The organism is Bradyrhizobium sp. LCT2 (assembly GCF_009931255.1).
Lineage (GTDB): Bacteria > Pseudomonadota > Alphaproteobacteria > Rhizobiales > Xanthobacteraceae > Bradyrhizobium > Bradyrhizobium diazoefficiens.
Genome location: NZ_CP034432.1, coordinates 5,030,596 through 5,050,398 on the forward strand (window position 1 = coordinate 5,030,596; position 19,803 = coordinate 5,050,398).

General features: G+C 64.7%; 17 protein-coding genes. 9 read left to right on the top strand and 8 right to left on the bottom strand.

Translation table 11 applies throughout. The annotated features are described in order from the left end of the window. Positions 1 to 110 precede the first annotated feature (110 nt). The 4 genes from uvrA to EI171_RS24270 form a co-directional block, all read right to left on the bottom strand. Entirely contained in the window at positions 111 to 3,086 is a 2,976-nt protein-coding gene (gene uvrA, locus EI171_RS24255; protein WP_011087470.1) for an excinuclease ABC subunit UvrA, read from the bottom strand. 299 nt (positions 3,087 to 3,385) lie between these two features. After that, positions 3,386 to 4,138: an outer membrane protein gene (locus EI171_RS24260; protein ID WP_011087469.1), complete on the bottom strand. Its 753-nt coding sequence runs from the start codon at positions 4,136 to 4,138 to the stop codon at positions 3,386 to 3,388. 221 nt (positions 4,139 to 4,359) lie between these two features. Then, on the bottom strand, positions 4,360 to 5,028 hold the full coding sequence (locus EI171_RS24265; RefSeq protein ID WP_110116095.1) for an outer membrane protein: 669 nt from the start codon (positions 5,026 to 5,028) through the stop codon (positions 4,360 to 4,362). A gap of 235 nt (positions 5,029 to 5,263) precedes the next feature. Continuing rightward, the gene (locus EI171_RS24270) at positions 5,264 to 6,043 is read right to left on the bottom strand and encodes an outer membrane protein (RefSeq protein ID WP_028171880.1); all 780 of its coding nucleotides are present in this window, start codon (positions 6,041 to 6,043) and stop codon (positions 5,264 to 5,266) included. Positions 6,044 to 6,491: 448 nt separating this feature from the next. On the opposite strand from EI171_RS24270, the gene EI171_RS24275 reads away from it, so the two are divergent. The 3 genes from EI171_RS24275 (at position 6,492) to gyrA (ending at position 10,484) form a co-directional block, all read left to right on the top strand. Further along, entirely contained in the window at positions 6,492 to 6,986 is a 495-nt protein-coding gene (locus tag EI171_RS24275) for a single-stranded DNA-binding protein (protein WP_011087466.1), read from the top strand. 199 nt (positions 6,987 to 7,185) lie between these two features. Continuing rightward, complete coding sequence (locus EI171_RS24280) at positions 7,186 to 7,584, top strand: DUF2306 domain-containing protein (RefSeq protein WP_110116094.1); 399 nt, start codon at positions 7,186 to 7,188, stop codon at positions 7,582 to 7,584. Positions 7,585 to 7,751: 167 nt separating this feature from the next. Beyond that, entirely contained in the window at positions 7,752 to 10,484 is a 2,733-nt protein-coding gene (gene gyrA, locus EI171_RS24285) for a DNA gyrase subunit A (RefSeq protein WP_028171882.1), read from the top strand. A gap of 123 nt (positions 10,485 to 10,607) precedes the next feature. Here the strand turns inward: gyrA and EI171_RS24290 are convergent, their stop codons facing one another. After that, positions 10,608 to 12,461: a potassium transporter Kup gene (locus tag EI171_RS24290; protein WP_011087463.1), complete on the bottom strand. Its 1,854-nt coding sequence runs from the start codon at positions 12,459 to 12,461 to the stop codon at positions 10,608 to 10,610. 218 nt (positions 12,462 to 12,679) lie between these two features. Next, entirely contained in the window at positions 12,680 to 12,937 is a 258-nt protein-coding gene (locus EI171_RS24295; RefSeq protein ID WP_008131028.1) for a hypothetical protein, read from the bottom strand. Positions 12,938 to 13,194: 257 nt separating this feature from the next. Here EI171_RS24295 and coaD point away from each other — a divergent pair, with 257 nt between their 5' ends. From coaD to EI171_RS24325, 6 genes are all read left to right on the top strand, one after another. Continuing rightward, positions 13,195 to 13,692 (top strand): pantetheine-phosphate adenylyltransferase, encoded by a 498-nt coding sequence (gene coaD, locus EI171_RS24300; protein WP_011087462.1) that lies wholly within the window; start codon positions 13,195 to 13,197, stop codon positions 13,690 to 13,692. A 37-nt stretch (positions 13,693 to 13,729) separates the two neighbouring features. Beyond that, positions 13,730 to 14,305, top strand: a complete 576-nt coding sequence (locus tag EI171_RS24305) for a peptidylprolyl isomerase (RefSeq protein ID WP_161534871.1) — start codon at positions 13,730 to 13,732, stop codon at positions 14,303 to 14,305. Between the two features lie 8 nt (positions 14,306 to 14,313). After that, positions 14,314 to 14,724 (top strand): hypothetical protein, encoded by a 411-nt coding sequence (locus tag EI171_RS24310; RefSeq protein ID WP_161534872.1) that lies wholly within the window; start codon positions 14,314 to 14,316, stop codon positions 14,722 to 14,724. Next, positions 14,721 to 15,185, top strand: coding sequence for a peptidylprolyl isomerase (locus EI171_RS24315; protein WP_011087459.1), 465 nt, complete (start codon positions 14,721 to 14,723; stop codon positions 15,183 to 15,185). Before EI171_RS24310 ends, EI171_RS24315 begins: the two co-directional genes overlap by 4 nt. Before the next feature lie 113 nt (positions 15,186 to 15,298). Then, on the top strand, positions 15,299 to 16,399 hold the full coding sequence (gene queA, locus EI171_RS24320; RefSeq protein WP_161534873.1) for a tRNA preQ1(34) S-adenosylmethionine ribosyltransferase-isomerase QueA: 1,101 nt from the start codon (positions 15,299 to 15,301) through the stop codon (positions 16,397 to 16,399). 240 nt (positions 16,400 to 16,639) lie between these two features. After that, positions 16,640 to 17,770, top strand: coding sequence for an acyltransferase (locus tag EI171_RS24325; RefSeq protein WP_161534874.1), 1,131 nt, complete (start codon positions 16,640 to 16,642; stop codon positions 17,768 to 17,770). A 48-nt stretch (positions 17,771 to 17,818) separates the two neighbouring features. Here the strand turns inward: EI171_RS24325 and EI171_RS24330 are convergent, their stop codons facing one another. After that, entirely contained in the window at positions 17,819 to 18,856 is a 1,038-nt protein-coding gene (locus EI171_RS24330) for an aspartate-semialdehyde dehydrogenase (protein ID WP_161534875.1), read from the bottom strand. A 283-nt stretch (positions 18,857 to 19,139) separates the two neighbouring features. Next, positions 19,140 to 19,742, bottom strand: a complete 603-nt coding sequence (locus EI171_RS24335; protein WP_028171890.1) for a PepSY domain-containing protein — start codon at positions 19,740 to 19,742, stop codon at positions 19,140 to 19,142. Positions 19,743 to 19,803: the final 61 nt, after the last annotated feature.

Here is a 19,803-nt window from a genome sequence, read left to right on the forward strand (position 1 = left end):
GCGCCATGCCGCAAATTGTCGAAGCCGTCGCGCGGGGCGAGGCCGTCATCGAGTTCGTCGGTGGTTAGTCATGGCAAGCGGGACCGAACCACAGTAGCGGCGAGGCTGCGCTACTCCGCCGCCTCGCTCGTGCTCCGCCGCTTCGGCTTCCTTGCCTTCTTCAGCACCGGCTCCAGGAACTTGCCGGTGTAGCTCCGCGGCGCCTTCGCGATGTCTTCCGGCGGGCCCCAGGCGACGATCTCGCCGCCGCCGTCGCCGCCTTCGGGGCCGAGGTCGATGACCCAGTCGGCCGTCTTGATGACTTCGAGATTGTGCTCGATGACGACGACGGTGTTGCCCTGCGCGACCAGCTCGTGCAGCACTTCCAGCAGCTTCTTGACGTCGTGGAAGTGCAGGCCGGTGGTGGGCTCGTCCAGGATGTAGAGCGTGCGGCCGGTAGCGCGCTTGGACAGCTCCTTGGCGAGCTTGACGCGCTGGGCTTCGCCGCCTGACAGCGTGGTGGCCTGCTGACCCACGTGGATGTAGTCGAGGCCGACGCGGTGCAGAGTCTGGAAGGTCTCGCGCACGCGCGGGACCGCCTTGAAGAAGTCGGCGGCTTCCTCGACGGTCATGTCGAGCACATCGGCGATGCTCTTGCCCTTGAACAGGACCTCCAGCGTTTCGCGGTTGTAGCGCTTGCCCTTGCAGACGTCGCAGGTGACGTAGACATCCGGCAGGAAGTGCATCTCGATCTTGATGACGCCGTCGCCCTGGCAGGCCTCGCAGCGGCCGCCCTTGACGTTGAAGGAGAACCGGCCGGGCTCGTAGCCGCGCGCCTTGGCTTCGGGCAGGCCGGCGAACCATTCGCGGATCGGCGTGAAGGCGCCGGTATAGGTCGCGGGGTTCGAGCGCGGGGTACGGCCGATCGGCGACTGGTCGATGTCGATGATCTTGTCGATGTGCTCGAGGCCCTCGATGCGGTCGTGCGGGGCGGCGCCTTCGCTGGCATTGTTCAGCTTGCGGGCGATGGCGCGGTAGAGCGTGTCGATCAGCAGCGTCGACTTGCCGCCGCCGGAAACACCGGTGACGCAGGTGAACAGGCCGAGCGGAATCTCGGCGGTGACGTTCTTGAGGTTATTGCCGCGCGCGTTGACCACCTTGATGGTGCGGCGATGGTTCGGCGGACGCCGCTCCGGCACCTCGACCTCGAGCTCGCCGGTCAGGTATTTTCCGGTGAGCGATTTCGGGTTGCGCATGATCTCGGCGGGCGTGCCTTCGGCGACGATGTGGCCGCCATGCATGCCGGCGCCCGGGCCGATGTCGAGCACGTAGTCGGCGAGACGAATGGCGTCCTCGTCATGCTCGACCACGACCACGGTGTTGCCGAGGTCGCGCAGGCGCTTGAGCGTGTCGAGCAGGCGCGCGTTGTCGCGCTGGTGCAGGCCGATCGAGGGCTCGTCCAGCACGTAGAGCACGCCGGTCAGTCCCGAGCCGATCTGCGAGGCCAGGCGGATGCGCTGGCTCTCGCCGCCCGACAGCGTGCCGGAGGAGCGGGAGAGGGTGAGGTAGTTGAGGCCGACGTCGAGCAGGAAGGTGAGGCGCTCGCGGATCTCCTTGAGGATGCGGCCGGCGATCTCGTTCTGCTGCTTGTTCAGCGCCTCCGGCACGGTCTCGAACCACTCGCCGGCCTTCTTGACCGACAGTTCGGAGATCTCGCCGATGTGCTTGGTGCCGACCTTGACGCAGAGCGCCTCGGGCTTGAGCCGAAAACCGTTGCAGGCGCCGCAGGGCACGTCGTGGAAATACTTCGCCAGCTCCTCGCGCGCCCACTCGCTCTCGGTCTCGCGGTAGCGGCGGTTGATGTTGGTGATGACGCCCTCGAACGGCTTCTTGGTGTCGTAGGAGCGCACCCCGTCCTCGTAGGAGAACTTGATCTCGTCCTCGCCGGAGCCATGGAGGATCGCGTCTCTCGTCTTCTTGGGCAGATCCTTCCACTTGGTGGTCAGCGTGAACTTGTAGTGCTTGCCGAGCGCCGTCAGCGTCTGCACGTAATAGGGTGATGACGATTTCGCCCAGGGCGCGATCGCGCCCTTGCCGATGGCGAGCTCCTTGTCGGGGATGACGAGGTCCTCGTCGACATGCTGCTCGACGCCGAGGCCGCCGCAGGCGGGGCAGGCGCCATAGGGATTGTTGAACGAGAACAGGCGCGGCTCGATCTCGGGAATCGTGAAGCCGGAGACGGGGCAGGCGAATTTCTCCGAGAACAGGATGCGCTCGGGTCCGCTCTTGTCGTGGATCTTCGCGGTCTTCTTCTTTTCCTCGGCCGGCGCGGCTGCGGGCGCATCGGCGAATTCGACAACGGCAAGGCCCTCGGCGAGCTTCAGCGCGGTCTCGAAGCTTTCGGCGAGACGCTGGCCGATATCGGCGCGCACCACGATGCGGTCGACGACGACGTCGATGTCGTGCGGAAACTTCTTGTCGAGCGTCGGCGCTTCCGCGAGCTCATGGAAGGTGCCGTCGATCTTGACGCGCTGAAAGCCCTTCTTGAGCCATTCGGCGAGCTCCTTGCGGTACTCGCCCTTGCGGCCGCGCACGACCGGCGCGAGCAGATAGAGGCGGGTGCCCTCGGGCAGCGCCAGCACGCGGTCCACCATCTGCGAGACGGTCTGGCTCTCGATCGGCAGGCCGGTGGCGGGCGAATAGGGCACGCCGACGCGCGCCCAGAGCAGGCGCATGTAGTCGTAGATCTCGGTGACGGTACCGACGGTGGAGCGCGGGTTCTTCGAGGTCGTCTTCTGCTCGATCGAGATCGCCGGCGACAGGCCGTCGATCTGGTCCACGTCAGGCTTCTGCATCATCTCCAGGAACTGGCGCGCATAGGCCGACAGCGATTCGACGTAGCGGCGCTGGCCCTCGGCATAGATGGTGTCGAAGGCGAGCGAGGATTTGCCGGAGCCGGAGAGGCCGGTGAACACCACGAGCTTGTCGCGGGGAATCTCGACGTCGATGTTCTTGAGGTTATGCTCGCGCGCGCCACGGATCGTAATTGCGCGCAGGCTCGAGCCCGCGTTCTGTTGTTGGCGCTTCGCCTTGATCACTTCATCCATCCCGGTGTCCTCAGGGAATCCCAAAGACGCGCGGCCGCGCCAATGGTGAAGGCGCGCTTTGCCCGGAACCGGGATCGGCGCCGATGGGGTTGTCAGCGAACGTAGGAAGAACAGCGGCGGATTTCCAGTGGGACTTGCGAATCGTCAACGGATTGTTGGCGTGCTGGCGGCATCTGGCAGCAGCGGAGCACCGGAACGGCCTCTCGCCCCACGATTCCCTGACGGCTCGGCTGTCCGCGAAAACAAAAAGGCCGGCACAAGGCCGGCCTTTCGTAACGCGATCGCGTTGGAGGCGAAGCTCAGTACTTCGCGACGACGGGGCCGCCGAAGGTGTAGTTGAGGCGGACGGTGCCCATGTCGACGTCCTGCTTGATGCTGTCGCTGCGGGTGGCCACGCCGAGGAAGGTGAAAGTGTCGGTGTGCTTGCCCATGAACAAGTGGTTGTATTCGACCGCGACCGACCAGTTCGGAGCGAAGCCGAATTCGATGCCGGTGCCGACGGTCCCGCCCCAGCGCGTTTCGTTCGCGGTGTCGAGCGTAATGCCAGCCAGAGTGCCGCTGAACTTGTTGTGGGTGACGGCCGCGCCGCCCTTCACGTACCAGAGCACGTTGTTCCAGGCATAGCCGACTTGGCCGGTGAAGAGGCCGATGGCGTCGATCTTGGTATTGTTCACCAGCGGGAAGAGAGCGGCGGGAGCGCTGACGTTCGAGCCCTTCAGGTCAGCCCAATCGCCCTGGGCTTCAAGGCCGAACACCCAGCTGCTGGACTGCCAGCGATAGCCGATCTGGCCGCCGACGAGAGCGCCGGTCGCATTGTGACAGCCTTCAGCCGTGACCGGAATTGCGGCGACTCCGACGGCGGTGAGATCCCAGCAATTATGGCTCGAGCCGCCACCGGCGTTGCCGCCGATGTAGAACCCGCTCCAGTTGTAGATCGAGGCCACGGCCACGGGCGCCTTGGTGTAAGGGCGGGCCGCCAGGTCAGCCGCCGAGGCAGGAGCCAACGCGCTGAGCACGAGCAGACTGGCCGAAGCCAGCACAATCCTCTTCATTTTCAAATTCCCCAGTTTCGTTTCTCTTCGTCGGCGAAAAGCAGCGGACCCAACGACCCAACTGATGCCATTGCTATACATTATTAAAGCCAAAGGTTTCACCGATGTGCCACACCTCTCCGAAAACGCTAGCGAGCGGCTGGATTGGATACTTGGGCGCGAAAAACAAAAAGGCCGGCGCGAGGCCGGCCTTTCGTGACGATGTGCGTCGGTGGCGAAGATCAGTACTTCGCGACGATCGGGCCGCCGAAGTGATAGTTCACGCCGACCTGCACGGTGTGGAAGTTGAGCGTGCCGGACGCCTGGGGAACGCCGATGTTTCCGAAATAGTTTTCGCTGCCGAGGCTGCGATAGAGGTACTCGCCCTTGACCGACCACTGCGGAGCGAAGAACGCCTCGACGCCCGCACCGACGGTCCAGCCCGAGTGGAACTTGCTGTCGGAGATGGTCAAGGCGCCCGCGGTGCCGCTGATCTTGTTGTCGATCCAGGCGTAACCGCCCGTGCCGTAGAACAGGACGTTGTTGACGGCGTAGCCGATGCGGCCGCGGACGGTGCCGAGTGCATCGGTCTTGGAGGACGCGGTGATGCCAAGCACGGTCGCCGAGGCGCTGACGTCAGCCCAAGCGGCGTCGGCTTCGAGGCCGAACACGACGTTGCCGGTCTGCCAGTTGTAGCCGGCGGTGCCGCCGACGAAGCCGCCCTTCATCTTCGGATCGGAGTCGGCCTGCCAGGCGCCGCCACCGACGATACCGAGGTAGAAGCCGGTCCAGTTGTAGACCGAGGCCACAGCCACCGGAGCCTTCGTGTACGGGCGAGCCGCGAGATCAGCAGCCGACGCGGGGGCCGCAAAAGCGAACAAACAGGCCGAAGCCAACAAAACCTTCTTCATTTTCAACCTAAATCCCAGTCCCAGTTTCTGTTGTGCCTTCCACGATCGGGAAGGGCATCGGACGCTGTGGTCCAACTGACGTCGTGCTTACACCAGCAAAGCCGCAAGTTGTGTCTCTCAAAAGCCACAACAGTCACAAAACGTAATGGTTGCTGACTTATAGCCGCCGGCATGTCGCACAAAAAAAGGCCGGCACGGGGCCGGCCTTCAATCTTCAAGTGATATCAAAGAGATATCAGTACTTCGCGATGACCGGGCCACCCCAGCGATAGTTCACGCGGACCAGGCCGATATCGACGTCCTGACCGATGCGTTCCGAGCGTGTGAAAGCGCCGGCCGGAGCCACAATGAAGTTGCCGGAGCCGGCGAAGCCGATGGTGCGATTGCCCATGAAGATGTGATCGTACTCGACGCCGACCGTCCAGTTTGGCGCGAATCCGAACTCGAGGCCGGCACCCACGGTGCCGCCCCAGCGGGTCTCGTTGGCCCGATCGAATTCGAGGCCGGTGATGACATCGTAGCCGCGGTAGCGATCGCTGACGACGGCGCCGCCGCCCTTCACGTAGAACAGCACGTTATTCCAGGCATAGCCGACTTGGCCTGTGAACAAACCGAACGCGTTGATCTTGGAGCGGTCGCGAAGACCCGTGCCGATGAACGTCGTGCTGACGTTGTCTCCGGAGAAGTCGGCCCAGTTGCCCTGGCCTTCGAGCCCGAACACCCAATTGGCCGACTGCCAGCGATAGCCGACCTGGCCGCCGACCGTGCCGCCGGTCGCGTTGTGACAACCTTCGCCAATCAGAACGCCGGTGACGGGAGTTACAAAATCCCAGCATTTGTGGGCCGAGCCGCCGCCGCCGTTGATGCCGATGTAGAAGCCGCTCCAGTCGTAGATGGCCGCGACCATTGGCGGCGGAGCCTTCGTGTAGGGACGCGCCGCCAGATCCGCCGCGCTTGCAGGAGCCGACAGGCTCAACGCCACTGCACCGATTGCACCAATCAAAATCTTATTCATTGCAGTCTCCCCAATTCCGCCGCTTCTTGAAATCCCAGAAGCGGCCAAGCAGGCGCGACGCCCATATGAAATCAATTCCGAGGCAAACGTAGCCTAACGGGTGAGCAGAGTCCGTCGCCGAAATACAACAGTCGCGCGATAAGTGCGGCGTATGTAACTTAATGAATGTTAAGTGCTTTTTGTCGTTCACGGGAACCTGAAAAGGTTCCATCTGGCGCCAGCCATTTGAGCAGTACGCGGGCACCGCTCGGGCCATACATTTCGCGCTTGCTCGAACAGGAACAAATCTGGAACGAGCCGACGGCCGATGCTATATATGGGGATAACCTGAGGGCTGGTGGGCTGATCGGTCCGCGCAAGCGTATAGGGTCGCCTCAATAGGTTGCAGAGGACCGCGGGGCGCGGTCGGGCCTTATCAATTCAGTGGCATTCGGAGTGGAGAGCGGCGATGGCGGGAAGCGTCAACAAGGTCATTCTGGTTGGAAATCTCGGCAAGGATCCTGAAATCCGCCGTACCCAGGACGGGCGGCCGATCGCGAATTTGAGCATCGCGACCTCGGAGACCTGGCGCGACAAGAACAGCGGCGAGCGCAAGGAAAAGACCGAGTGGCATCGCGTCGTGATCTTCAATGAAGGCCTCTGCAAGGTCGCCGAGCAGTACCTGAAGAAGGGCGCCAAGGTTTATATCGAGGGCGCGCTCCAGACCCGCAAATGGACCGACCAGAGCGGCGTTGAGAAGTACTCCACCGAAGTCGTGCTCCAGGGGTTCAACTCGACGCTGACGATGCTCGACGGCCGCGGCGGCGGGGGAGGCGGCAGCTTCGGCGAGGAGCCGGGCGGCGATTTCGGCTCCTCCGGTCCCGTCAGCAGCGCGCCGCGCCGCGCCGTCGCCGCCGGTGGCGGTGGCCGCAACAGCGACATGGACGACGACATCCCGTTCTGAGGCGGGCGGGCGCTTCGCCCCGAATGTTGTCGTGCTCGCGTAGGGCCGCAGGAATTCTTACCAATTGGCGGGCAGGGCTCGGTTTTTCCGAGCTTGCCTCATGTGCTGCTTCAAGCCTTTGACGGGGCATCATGTGAATGGTATTAACTGATGTTAATCCTATTCACATGGATCACTCGCCGATCGGAGGAAGCCCCGCATGAGCCTCGCGCCGCTGCTTACGGCTGCTCCGGCGATCCCGCTGCATGCCTTTGCCGCCATGGCCGCCTTCGTGCTCGGCCTGGTCCAGTTTGCCGCTCCCAAAGGCACGCTGCCACACCGGACGATCGGCTGGATCTGGGTGGTGCTGATGGCGGTCGTGGCCGCCTCCTCGTTCTGGATCCACCAGAGCCGCCTGATCGGGCCGTTCAGCCCGATCCATGTCCTGTCGATCTTCACGCTGGTGGTGCTGCCGCTCGCGGTATGGCGGGCGCACGCCCATCGCGTCGCCGATCACCGGCTGATGATGATCTTCATCTTCGCCGGCGCGCTGGTGGTGGCGGGCCTGTTCACACTGCTGCCCGGGCGCATCATGCACCGCGTGGTTTTCGGGGCCTAAGGGGCGGTTTCGGGCGGCTCGTCCGGGCCCAGCCCAGGGCGGTGCCGGGGAGGGCGTAAGTCTCTGGAAAAACAGTCGGAAAAAGCGCTTCCTTTACCCCGGCAAGGGTGGTTATCAGGGGCTCGATGCGCTATATGATTCCCAGATAAACCTCACCGGATTTCCCCTTGGCTGACGACGACGACAAGCCCGGCGACCAGCCGGCGCAACCCTCGGATATTCGCCCCGTCTCCATCTTCGAGGAGATGAAGAAGTCCTATCTCGACTACGCCATGAGCGTGATCGTGGCGCGGGCGCTGCCCGATGCGCGCGACGGTCTGAAGCCGGTGCATCGCCGCATCCTGTACTCGATGAACGAGCAGGGGCACACACCCGACAAGAAATACGTCAAGTCCGCCCGCGTGGTCGGTGACGTCATCGGTAAGTATCATCCGCACGGCGACCAGTCGATCTACGACGCCATGGTCCGCATGGCGCAGGACTTCTCGATGCGCGTGCCGCTGATCGACGGCCAGGGCAATTTCGGCTCGGTCGACGGCGATCCCCCGGCCGCCTATCGCTACACCGAAGCGCGCCTGACGAAGGCGGCGCTGGCTCTGCTGGCCGACATCGACAAGGATACCGTCGACTTCCAGCCGAACTACGACAACAACGAGACCGAGCCGTCGGTCCTGCCGGCCAAGTTCCCGAACCTTCTCGTCAACGGCGCCGGCGGCATCGCGGTCGGCATGGCGACCAACATCCCGCCGCACAATCTCGGCGAGGTCATCGACGCCTGCGTCGCGCTGATCGACAACCCAGCGCTCACCATCGACGAGCTCATCAACATCGTGCCGGGACCTGATTTCCCGACCGGCGGCGTCATTCTCGGGCGCGCGGGCATCCGCGCCGCCTATCATCTCGGCCGCGGCTCGATCGTCATGCGCGGCAAGGTCGCGATCGAGACCATCCGCAAGGAGCGCGAGGCGCTCATCATCACCGAGATCCCCTACCAGGTGAACAAGGCGACGATGGTCGAGCGCATCGCCGAGCTGGTCAAGGAAAAGAAGATCGAGGGCATCGGCGACCTGCGCGATGAATCCGACCGCGACGGCTACCGCGTCGTCATCGAATTGAAGCGCGACGCCGTGGCGGACGTGGTGCTGAATCAGCTCTACAGATTCACGCCGCTGCAGACGAGCTTCGGCGTCAACATGGTGGCGCTCGACAGCGGCCGTCCGCGGATCATGCATCTGAAGGACCTGCTGGCCATCTTCGTCGACTTCCGTGAGCGGGTCGTCACGCGGCGCACCAAGTTCCTGCTCGCCAAGGCGCGCGATCGCGCGCATATCCTGGTTGGTCTCGCGATCGCGGTCGCCAATATCGACGAGATGATCCGCGTCATCCGGACCTCGCCCGACCCGACCACCGCCCGCGACACCCTGATGTCGCGCGACTGGCCGGCCCGGGACGTCGAGGACATGCTGACGCTGATCGACGATCCGCGTCACCGCATCAGCCCGGACGGCACGATCCGGCTGTCGATGGAACAGGCGAGGGCGATTCTCGACCTGCGCCTGCAACGCCTCACCGCGCTCGGCCGCGACGAAATCCGCGACGAGCTCGACAAGCTCGCCGGCGAGATTGCCGATTATCTCGACATCCTGCGCTCGCGCGAGCGCGTGCTGGGCATCATCAAGACCGAGCTCGCCGAGGTGAAGGCCGAGTTCGCCACCCCGCGCCGCACCGTGATCATGGAGCAGGAGGGCGAGGTCGAGGACGAGGACCTGATCCAGCGCGAGGACATGGTCGTCACCGTCTCGCACGCCGGCTATGTCAAGCGGGTGCCGCTGTCGGCCTACCGGGCGCAGCGCCGCGGCGGCAAGGGCCGCGCCGGCATGCAGACCCGCGACGAGGATTTTGTCTCGCGCCTGTTCGTCGCCTCCACGCACACGCCGGTGCTGTTCTTCTCGTCACGCGGCCAGGTCTACAAGGAGAAGGTCTGGCGCCTGCCCATGGCCGCGCCGAACGCGCGCGGCAAGGCGCTGATCAACATCCTGCCGCTGGAGCAGGGCGAGCGCATCACCACCATCATGCCGCTGCCGGAGGATGAATCCACCTGGGGCAACCTCGACGTGATGTTCGCGACCACAGGCGGCAACGTCCGGCGCAACAAGCTGTCCGACTTCGTCGATGTCCGCCGCTCCGGCATCATCGCCATGAAGCTCGACGAGAATGAAGCGATCGTCGACGTGCAGATCTGCACCGAGCGCGACGACGTGCTGCTCACCGGCGCCGGCGGCCAGTGCATCCGCTTCCCCGTCACCGATGTGCGCGTGTTCACCGGGCGTACCTCGATGGGCGTGCGCGGCATTGCGCTTGGCGAGGGCGACAAGGTGATTTCGCTCGCGATCCTGCGCCACGTCGAGACCACGTCCGACGAACGCTCGGCCTATTTGAAGATGCGCCGCGCGGTGGCCGGCGAAGCCACGGCCGAGGAGCCGGCAGCGGACGCCGAAGCCGAGGAGACCTCCGGCAGCTTCCAGCTCGCCCAGGAACGCTATGTCGAGATGTCGGCGGCCGAGCAGGTTGTGCTCACCGTCTCCGTCAACGGCTATGGCAAGCGGACCTCGTCCTACGAGTACCGCACCACCGGCCGCGGCGGCAAAGGCATCGTCGCCATGAGCGTCAACAACCGCAACGGCAATCTGGTTGCGTCCTTCCCGGTGGAAGACGCGGATCAAATCATGCTGGTCACCGACAAGGGCCAGCTGATCCGCTGTCCGGTCGAAGGCATCCGCATCGCCGGCCGCTCGACCCAGGGCGTGATCGTGTTCGACACCGCCGAGGACGAGCACGTCGTCTCGGTCGAGCACATCACGGAAGAGGCCGAGAGCGGGAATGGCGCGAACGGGGAGTGACGCGTAGTCCGGATGGCGCAGGAGGTCGGTGCGAAGCGCCGACCGACGGCGCAATCCGGGACCTCTGTGCGCCTGGCAAGAATCCCGGATTACGCTTGCGCTCCATCCGGGCTACGAACTTCCCTAGATCTCCAGCTCCGTCCCGAACTCCACCACCTGCTTGGTCGGCACGCCGAAGAACGCGGCGGAGCGTTCGGCGTTGCGCTGGAGGAAGGCGAACAGGCCTTCGCGCCAGACCCACATGCCCGGGACGTCCTCGCGCGGGATGATGGTCTCGCGGCCGACGTAATAGGTGATGTCGGAGAGGTCGATGCCGGGCAGCTTGCCCTGCCGGCAGGTCAGCGTCAGCCCGTCAAAGATCGTCGGGTTCTGCATGAAGCCGTAATGCAGGATCACGCGGGTGATGCCGGGAATGATCTCGATCACCTCCGCGCGTTCCTCGTCGGGAATGTGCGGGGATTCCTCGATCAGCACGGTGACCAGCAGCACGCGTTCGTGCAGCACGCGGTTGTGCTTGACGAACTGGGTCAGCGCGAGCGGCACGCCGCGCGGAGCGGACGCCAGGAACACGGCGGTCCCGGGCAGTCTGGCGCTGCACTTGTTGACGGCGGTCTCGATCAGGTCCTCCTCGGGCTGGCGCAGCTTCGCGCGCGCCGCCTCGACCAGCTTCACGCCGCTGCGCCACGTCAGCATCATGAAGGCGACGAGGGCTGCAAGCAGCAGCGGAAACCAGCCGCCCTCGAACAGCTTGATCGAATTGGCCGAGAAGAAGATCACGTCGATGACGAAGAAGGCGCCGTTCACGGCGACCACGAGCCAGGGCGAATAACCCCACTGGATCGCAACCAGCGCAGCCAGCAGCGTCGTGATCGCCATCAGCAGCGACACTGCGATGCCATAGGCGCCTGCGAGCGCGTCCGAGCTGCCGAAGCTCAGGACCGCCCCGAGCGTTGCGGCCGCGAGCAGCCAGTTCACCAGCGGCACATAGATCTGGCCGATCGCGTCGCTGGTGGTGTGGCGGATCTGCATGCGCGGCAAGAAGCCGAGCTGGATCGACTGCTGGGTCAGCGAGAACACGCCGGAGATGATCGCCTGGGAGGCGATCACGGTCGCGACCGCCGAGAAGGCGACCAGCGGATAGTGCAGGGCGTCGGGGCAGAGCTGAAAGAACGGGTTCTCGATCATCGCGGGATCGGTGATCAGCAGCGCGGCCTGGCCGAAATAGTTCAGCACCAGCGCGGGCAGGCAGATCGCGAACCAGGCGAGCCGGATCGGCAGGCGGCCGAAATGGCCCATGTCGGCATACATGGCTTCGCCGCCGGTGACCGCGAGGAAGGCCGCGCCGAGGATCGCGAAGGAGACGTGAAAATCCTGGTGGATCAGGAATTCGACGGCGTAGAGCGGGCTGAGCGCCGCCAGCACGGCCGGCGCCTTGACGATGCCGTGGATGCCGAGCGCGGCGAGCACGGCGAACCAGGCCAGCATCACCGGTCCGAAGATGCGGCCGATGAAGCCGGTGCCCTGTTTCTGCATCATGAACAGGCCGACCAGGATGACGACGGTGACGGGCACGACGGCTGGCGCGAGCGAGGGCGCGTCCACCTTGAGGCCTTCGATGGCGCTCAGCACAGAGATCGCCGGCGTGATCGCGCCGTCACCGTAGAGCAGGGCGGCGCCGACGAGGCCGACCACCAGCAGATGCGAGCGCCAGGTGCCGGGCTGGGCGTTGCGGGCGTGGAGCAGGGCCAACAGGGCGACGATGCCGCCTTCGCCGCGGTTGTCCGCGCGCAGGATCAAGAGCGCATATTTCAGCGAGATGATCAGCAGCAGCGCCCAGAGGATCAGCGAGGCAACCCCCAGGACAGCGTCGGGGGTCACTGTCGCGCCGTGGGCGGCCGCCTTGGCGGCTTCCTTCAGGGCGTAGAGCGGGCTGGTGCCGATATCGCCATAGACCACCCCGAGGGCGCCCATGGTCATTGCAAGCGGCAGTGGATCAGGATGATGGCCGGAAGCGACTGCGGGCGTACTGGACAATGGCGACCCCTCGATGGGTTCGCGCCCGGCGGGGCATTCCGACGGGCGCGAGCATCACGCAGTCTGCGACGAGACGTCGCAAATATCCATGGGGTTTATCTTTGGGGTTTATTTTGTCGTCGATCTCGAAGGCTTACCTGACGCGAAGCTGACAGACCGGGCTACGGGGTGCGGTCGGCCGTCACGAGGCGAGCGACGCGGACGTCGGCCTTGGTGCCGGCACGGCGCAGGCACGACGCCTCAAAGTTCGGCCAGGCCTGCTGCGAGCAGTCGCGGCCGATGCTGCGGATATCGAGCCGGTCGCTCTTGGCCAGCGGCTGCGGCACGCTGGCTTCGACGGTCGGGGCAAAGCCGGGCAGGAGGGTGAGGGCCGCGGCAACACACGCAGAGATAGCGATCGCTGAAAGAGCCTTGATCATTGACTGTCCCCTGTGATGCGGCCGCCTACGCCCAGTGTGCGGCCCGTCATTCGTTGGCTGGATTAGTAACCATGGCCAGTTTCCGGACGTCTTCGCGGACGCGGGAAATGGTTTCGTTCGCGCTCCGTTTTGTTTCGTGGCCGTCCCGAGGACGAAACAAAGCGGCCGTCGCCGACACGAAAGGGAGACATTTTCCGGGAAACGGCGGGGAACCAGCCCGGCTTGCCGGGCCGGGCCGGGCGCGGTAGGACGGGGCCATGCCGCGCATTGCCTTCTACCCAGGTTCCTTCGACCCCATCACCAACGGCCATCTGGACGTGGTCCGGCATGCCGTTCCGCTGTGCGACCGGCTGGTGGTCGCGATCGGCGTCCATCCCGGCAAGAAGCCGCTGTTCTCCACCGAGGAGCGTCTGAGGATGCTCGAGGACGTCTGCGGGCCGGTGGCAACCCAGGCCGGCTGTGTGCTCGAAGCCGTGACGTTTGACGATCTGTCGGTGACCGCCGCGCGCAAGCACGGCGCGACCATCATGATTCGCGGTCTGCGCGACGGCACCGACCTCGACTACGAAATGCAGCTTGCCGGGATGAACGAGGCCATGGCGCCGGAGGTCCATACGGTGTTTCTGCCGGCCTCTCCCATGGTCCGCCCGATCACCGCCACTTTGGTGCGCCAGATCGCGGGCATGGGCGGAGATGTTTCGACCTTCGTGCCGCCGCTCGTAGCCAGTCTGCTCAAGGCCAAATTCGCCGGATAACGGCGCGCTTCTTCATCTCACCTGATCCGGAGTTTTCATGATCCGTCGTCTCGCAATTCTTGCCACGATCTTTGCCGCGCTCGTCAGTGCGGTCCCGGCGGTGGCGCAGCAACTACCGGCGAACCTCGACAAGGCCAACGCCATCGTCATCGACACCACCAAGGGCCGCATCGTCATCAAGCTGCGGACCGATCTTGCGCCCCAGCACGCCGAGCGCATCAAGCAGCTCGCGCGCGAGGGCTTCTACAACAACGTGCCGTTCCACCGCGTGATGGACGGCTTCATGGCGCAGACCGGCGACGGCCAGAATTTCAACGGCACGGGCGGCTCGAAATATCCGAACCTGAAGCAGGAATTCTCCAAGGTGCATTTCGCGCGCGGCATCGTCGGCATGGCCCGGCGCGGCGACAGCGTCGACACCGCCAACTCGCAGTTCTTCATCATGTTCGCCGACGGCGGCAGCCTCGACAACAATTACACCGTGATCGGCGAGGTCGTGCAGGGCATGGACGTCGTCGACAAGCTGAAGAAGGCACCGGCCGGTTCGCCGAGCGGCACCGTTACCGATCCCGACAAGATGGTGAAGGTGCAGGTCGCCTCCGACATCAAATAGGAGAGGCGATGGCGCGCTGCGGCAACAAGCTTCTGCTGGCCGCCGCGGTGCTGCTTGCCGGAATCTCCGGCGCGGCCGCCGAGGACGCGCAGGTCAACACCATCCAGGACGTCTTCCGGCATCTGCGCACCTGCTGGAAACCACCTCCGGCCGCCAAGGCTCGCCCACTCGACATCACCGTCGTCGTGAGCTTTAACCGGTCCGGAAACATTCTGGGCCATCCGAGGATTACCTATGAATCCGCGGATGCCTCCGACGATGACCGGCTGCAATACCGGATCGCGGTGATGGAGGCGTTGCAACGCTGCACGCCGATGCCATTTACCGATGCAATGGCCGGCGCCGCCGCGGGGCGTCCATTCGCGATCCAGTTCCGCAGCCGGAAGACTTCACCTCCAACGCAAGAGAGACGAGCATGAGCGTCACCGAAAACACATTGATCCTCGAGACCACACAGGGCCCCGTCACCATCGAGATGCGGCCCGACCTCGCACCCGGCCATGTTGCGCGCATCAAGGAGCTGGTTCGCGAAGGCTTTTACGACGGCATCGTGTTCCACCGCGTGATCGAGGGCTTCATGGCCCAGACCGGCTGCCCGCAGGGCACCGGCACCGGCGGCTCCGGCAAGAAGCTGAAGGCCGAGTTCAACAAGGAGCCGCATGTGCGCGGCACCACCTCGATGGCGCGCGCAGCAAGCCCCGATTCCGGCGACAGCCAGTTCTTCATCTGCTTCGACGACGCCCGCTTCCTCGACAACCAGTACACGGTGTGGGGCAAGGTCACCGAGGGCATGGAGAACGTCGACAAGATCAAGCGCGGCGAGCCGGTGCAGAACCCGGACAAGATCGTCAAGGCGCGGATGGCGGCGGACGCGGAATGACCGCGTAGCGGTCATTCCGGGGCGCGCGTTAGCGCGAACCCGGAATCTCGAGATTCCGGGTTCGATGCTGCGCATCGCCCCGGAATGACACGAACTAAGGCGCAACGGCGCTCATGCGCACCGACCTCTTCGATTTCGACCTGCCCGCCGAGCGCATCGCGTTGCGCCCGGCGAGCCCGCGCGACTCCGCGAAGATGCTGGTCGTGGAGCGCGGCGCGCTGCGCGACCAGATCGTTTCCGAGCTGCCGCAATGGTTGAAACGCGGCGACCAGCTCGTCGTCAACGACACAAAGGTGATCGCGGCGCAGCTCAAGGGCCGCCGCATCGGCCGCGAGACCGAGCCGAAGATCGAGGCGACGCTGATCAAGCGGCTCGACGGCTCGCGCTGGCAGGCGCTGGTGAAGCCCGCCAAGAAGCTCATTGCCGGCGATCGCATCCGCTTCGGCAACGAGGGCAAGGTCTGCCTGCTCGGCCATCTCGACGCCGAGGTCGAGGCCAAGGGCAGCGAAGGCGAGGTGACGCTGTCGTTCTCGTTCCACGGCCCGGCGCTGGACCAGGCGATCGCCGATCTCGGCAGCCCGCCGCTGCCGCCCTACATCGCCTCCAAGCGCACGCCTGACGATCAGGACTTCGCCGACTACCAGACGATGTTCGCGGCCAACGAGGGCGCGGTCGCAGCGCCCACCGCAGGGCTGCATTTCACGCCCGCGCTGGAGCAGGCGCTGCGCGAGCGCGGCATCGGCCTCAACCGCGTCACGCTACATGTCGGGGCAGGGACGTTCCTGCCGGTGAAGGTAGAGGACACCGCAGGCCACAAGATGCATGCCGAGTGGGGCACGATCTCGGCCGAGACGGCGGAGCAACTGAACGTTGCGCGGCAGAACGGCGGGCGCATCATCGCGGTCGGCACCACGTCGCTGCGACTGCTTGAGAGCGCCGCGCGCGAGGACGGCACCATCCAGCCGTTTGCGGCCGAGACGTCGATCTTCGTCACCCCCGGCTATCGCTTCCGCGCCGTCGATATCCTGCTGACCAATTTCCACTTGCCGAAGTCGACCCTGTTCATGCTGGTGTCGGCATTCTCAGGGCTGGAGACGATGCGGCAGGCCTATGCGCACGCGATTGCGCAGGGCTATCGGTTCTATTCGTACGGCGACGCCTGCCTGCTGTTTCGCGCAGGGGAGACCGAAGTCCGCGACCCGTCGTCGCCGTAGCACGGGCAAAGCGAGGCGCGCCCACCGCTTCTGCAATGATTTCCGAAGATTGGCCGGCACGGCGTTTGCGCACCGTTTCCCCTGGGATTCCGGATCCATCTTTGCTGTTTCGCAAGCAATTGAGCCTACCGTCATGCCGTTTGATGAGCGGTGGAGACGCCTGCCCGCCTGATGCGGGCGTCTTGCTGCGCGGGGAGGGCCCGCCAATCGACGGCGTCGATCAGTTGAGGAACCGTAAATTTGCTGGCTCCGGCAGCTCGCACCGAAACGGCCCTGCTCACGGAACGAACGTTCGTTGCCCTTGACGGATTGCGCGGCATCGCGGCGATCACGGTTGCGCTGCGACATGCTCCTTTCCTCTGGGAAGGCCCGGCTGCGTCGACCGGGTGGATGGGGAATAGCTACCTGGCTGTTGACCTGTTCTTCGTTCTGTCGGGCTTCGTGCTGGAGCACGCCTATCGAAGACGCTTCCGCCAGGGATTGTCGGTTCGCTCCTTCATGCTCGCGAGACTCCAGCGGCTATACCCGTTGTACGCCCTGGCATTCATCCTCTCATTGCCGTTTCTCCTCGGGCAGCTTGCAGCTGGAGCGCCGGACCGGGCGCAAACGATCCTCGGCCTCCTTTGCAGCGCGCTGATGCTGCCGACCCCCGATCCCGCCCATCTCGATGCCGATCTGTACCCGTTCAACTTCGCCGCCTGGTCGCTGTTCTTTGAAGTTGCGGCCAATCTGCTATTTGCGGCTCTCGGAAAGCGGCTCGATACGAAATCCGTGATCTGGCTCGTCGGCGGTTTCGCGCTCGCGCTCGTGGTCTGCGCCACGATGGGGTGGCTTGGGTTCGGCATCGAAGCCGACAAGCGAGGTGTCCTGGGGGGCGGACCGACCTGGGAAACTTTCGGCGCCGGCGTGATCCGGGTCGGGTTCTCGTTCTTTGCGGGCGTCCTGGTCTACCGCTTCTACGAAATGGCCCGATTGCCGGCGGCACGCCCCGGATTCGCGATCAGCGCGTTTGCTCTCGTCACCGCCATCCTTGCGCTGGATTTTCCGAGCAGTCTCGATCTCGCGCTGAGCCTGTTCTCCGTCATCGTCGTATTTCCGCTGGCCATCACGATCTGCGCGCGTTTCGATCCGCCGCGGGGCGCGTTTGCAAACATGATGCAGACCCTCGGACTGCTTTCCTACGGGATCTATGTTCTCCAGGTCGTGACGTTCCACGCCGTGGAGGCCTGCGCGCGGCATCTTGAGGTTCAATCCGCTCTTGTCGGGCTTGTCGCGATACCGGTTGTTGCAGCGGTGGCGTACGCGGCCACCGTCTTCGTCGATGTTCCTGTCAGGCTTACGATGAAACAGGCGTTGAAGGGGCTCGCGTAAGAGATGCGAGACAGGCGGACGCTTGACGCCGCCTGTCCGCTGGTCGGCTTACGCCATCACGCGCTGCGGCAAAAGCTCCGCGATCTGCACCGCGTTCAGCGCGGCACCCTTGAGCAGCTGATCCGCCGCGACGAACATCGAGATCGAATGCCCCGTGGGATCGCTGAGATCCTTGCGGATGCGGCCGACCAGGACGTCATCCTGGCCCGAGGCGTCGATCGGCATCGGGAAGTGGTTCTTCACGCGGTCGTCGACGATCTTCACGCCGGGCGCCTGCGCCATGATGGCGCGGACCTGATCCTCGCTGATCGGCTTCTCGCATTCGAACGTGATGGCCTCGCAATGGGCGCGCAGCACCGGCACGCGGACGCAGGTGACGCCGACGGCGATGGTCTCATCCTCGAAGATCTTGCGGGTTTCCTTGATGACCTTGGTCTCTTCGTCGTTGTACCCGGTCTCAGGGTCAACCGCGGTGTTGTGGTTGAAGAGATTGAAGGCGTAGGGGTGCGGCATCACCTTGGGCGTATAGACCTGCCCGTTGAGATTGGCGCGGGTCGACTCGACGAGCTCCTCCATGGCGGCGGCGCCGGCGCCGGAGGCCGCCTGGTAGGTCGAGATGATCACGCGCTTGATACGGTTCTTCTGGTGGATCGGCCAGAGCGGCACCAGCGCGGTGATCGCGGCGCAGTTCGGGTTGGCGATGATGCCCTTGTGGTCGCGGATGCGGTTCGCGTTGATCTCGGGGATCACCAGCGGCACGTTCGGATCCATCCGGAAGGCGGAGGAGTTGTCGACCACGACCGCGCCGGCCTTGACCGCGAGCGGCGCATACTTCTTCGAGATGCTGCCGCCGGCGGAGAACAGGGCGATATCGAAACCCTCGAAGGCGCGCTCGGTCAGTTCCTCGATGACCACGTTTTGCCCGCGGAACGACACCGTCTTGCCGGCCGAGCGGGCGCTGGCCAGCGCCTTGAGCTTGCCGACGCGGAAACCACGCTTGTCCATGGTGGCGATGAATTCGGCGCCCACCGCACCGGTGACGCCGACAATCGCGACGACGGGATCGTTACTCACATTCTCCTCCATTCAAGTTGAGCATGATCTCGTCGGAAAACCGGATTCCACTTTTCCGGATCATGCTGTGAGTTTTAGACAACAAAAAAGCCCCGGACCATCGAGGGCGGGGCTTCGGTAGAGCTGATGCGTTTCAGTCGACGACTACGCGCGCACGCCTCCCCGGGCCCCGAAGGCCGTGGTGGTTTTGGTCGTGCGTTTGGTGGTCGTGAACATGGCGGCGACTTATGGGGGAGAGTCTTGCGTCCGTCAATGGCTTTTCGGCGGGATTGTGGCCGCCGGCCGGGAGCCGTCTCTACTTCGTTCGGGCGCCCGGCGGCTCGAGGATGACCTCCTTGAGGTCGTCGCCGCTGATCACGACGATCGCGAAATTGAGCCGGCCACGTTCGCGCACGAGGCCGCCGCTGATCGCCTTGCCGGACGCTGCCTGCTCGGCGACGCGCACGGCATCCGCAAGGCGGTGCCGGATCGCGCCGAGTGCTGCGAGGTTGCTGCGATCGTCGCGGTCGAGCTCGGCAAGGGGCAGGGCGGCCTCTCCGCCGACGAACTCGCCGGTCGCTGCATTGATGGTGTGGCGCCAGATCCGGTCGTTGTGCAGCGTCTTCACCCGGTAGACCGGCACGCCGGAGGCGCCGTCGAAACTCACGTCCGCCGTGGTGGCGCCGGCGTGGCGGGACTCTGCGAGAGCCATGGCCTGGCTGATCGAGATCGACGAACCGCGGAAGCGCTCGATCTCGCGGCTGACCGCTTGGCGATCCGCCTCAGCGTCACCATCTGTGTCGCTGTGAAGCGCGGTCGGTGTGCCTGCGGTCACGATTGCCCGCGCGGGCGCTGCGAGGAGCAGCGCGGGCAGGGCGATCGCAAGCAGTCGTGAGGTCCATCGTTTGGCTGTCGTCATGCTCGAAACCCTCGGCCAGCGAGTGTGCCGGATGATCGTAAAGAATTCGCGGCCGGCCTTG

Bases quoted from the DNA above. Each gene is read 5' to 3' on its own strand.
- EI171_RS24265 (WP_110116095.1), bottom strand. From the start codon at position 5,028: ATGAAGAAGGTTTTGTTGGCTTCGGCCTGTTTGTTCGCTTTTGCGGCC.
- EI171_RS24335 (WP_028171890.1), bottom strand. From the start codon at position 19,742: ATGACGACAGCCAAACGATGGACCTCACGACTGCTTGCGATCGCCCTG.
- EI171_RS24315 (WP_011087459.1), top strand. From the start codon at position 14,721: ATGAGCGTCACCGAAAACACATTGATCCTCGAGACCACACAGGGCCCC.
- uvrA (WP_011087470.1), bottom strand. From the start codon at position 3,086: ATGGATGAAGTGATCAAGGCGAAGCGCCAACAACAGAACGCGGGCTCG.
- EI171_RS24295 (WP_008131028.1), bottom strand. From the start codon at position 12,937: ATGATCAAGGCTCTTTCAGCGATCGCTATCTCTGCGTGTGTTGCCGCG.
- EI171_RS24275 (WP_011087466.1), top strand. From the start codon at position 6,492: ATGGCGGGAAGCGTCAACAAGGTCATTCTGGTTGGAAATCTCGGCAAG.
- EI171_RS24330 (WP_161534875.1), bottom strand. From the start codon at position 18,856: ATGGAGGAGAATGTGAGTAACGATCCCGTCGTCGCGATTGTCGGCGTC.
- EI171_RS24305 (WP_161534871.1), top strand. From the start codon at position 13,730: ATGATCCGTCGTCTCGCAATTCTTGCCACGATCTTTGCCGCGCTCGTC.
- coaD (WP_011087462.1), top strand. From the start codon at position 13,195: ATGCCGCGCATTGCCTTCTACCCAGGTTCCTTCGACCCCATCACCAAC.
- EI171_RS24260 (WP_011087469.1), bottom strand. From the start codon at position 4,138: ATGAAGAGGATTGTGCTGGCTTCGGCCAGTCTGCTCGTGCTCAGCGCG.
- EI171_RS24280 (WP_110116094.1), top strand. From the start codon at position 7,186: ATGAGCCTCGCGCCGCTGCTTACGGCTGCTCCGGCGATCCCGCTGCAT.
- queA (WP_161534873.1), top strand. From the start codon at position 15,299: ATGCGCACCGACCTCTTCGATTTCGACCTGCCCGCCGAGCGCATCGCG.
- EI171_RS24290 (WP_011087463.1), bottom strand. From the start codon at position 12,461: ATGACCATGGGCGCCCTCGGGGTGGTCTATGGCGATATCGGCACCAGC.
- EI171_RS24310 (WP_161534872.1), top strand. From the start codon at position 14,314: ATGGCGCGCTGCGGCAACAAGCTTCTGCTGGCCGCCGCGGTGCTGCTT.
- EI171_RS24270 (WP_028171880.1), bottom strand. From the start codon at position 6,043: ATGAATAAGATTTTGATTGGTGCAATCGGTGCAGTGGCGTTGAGCCTG.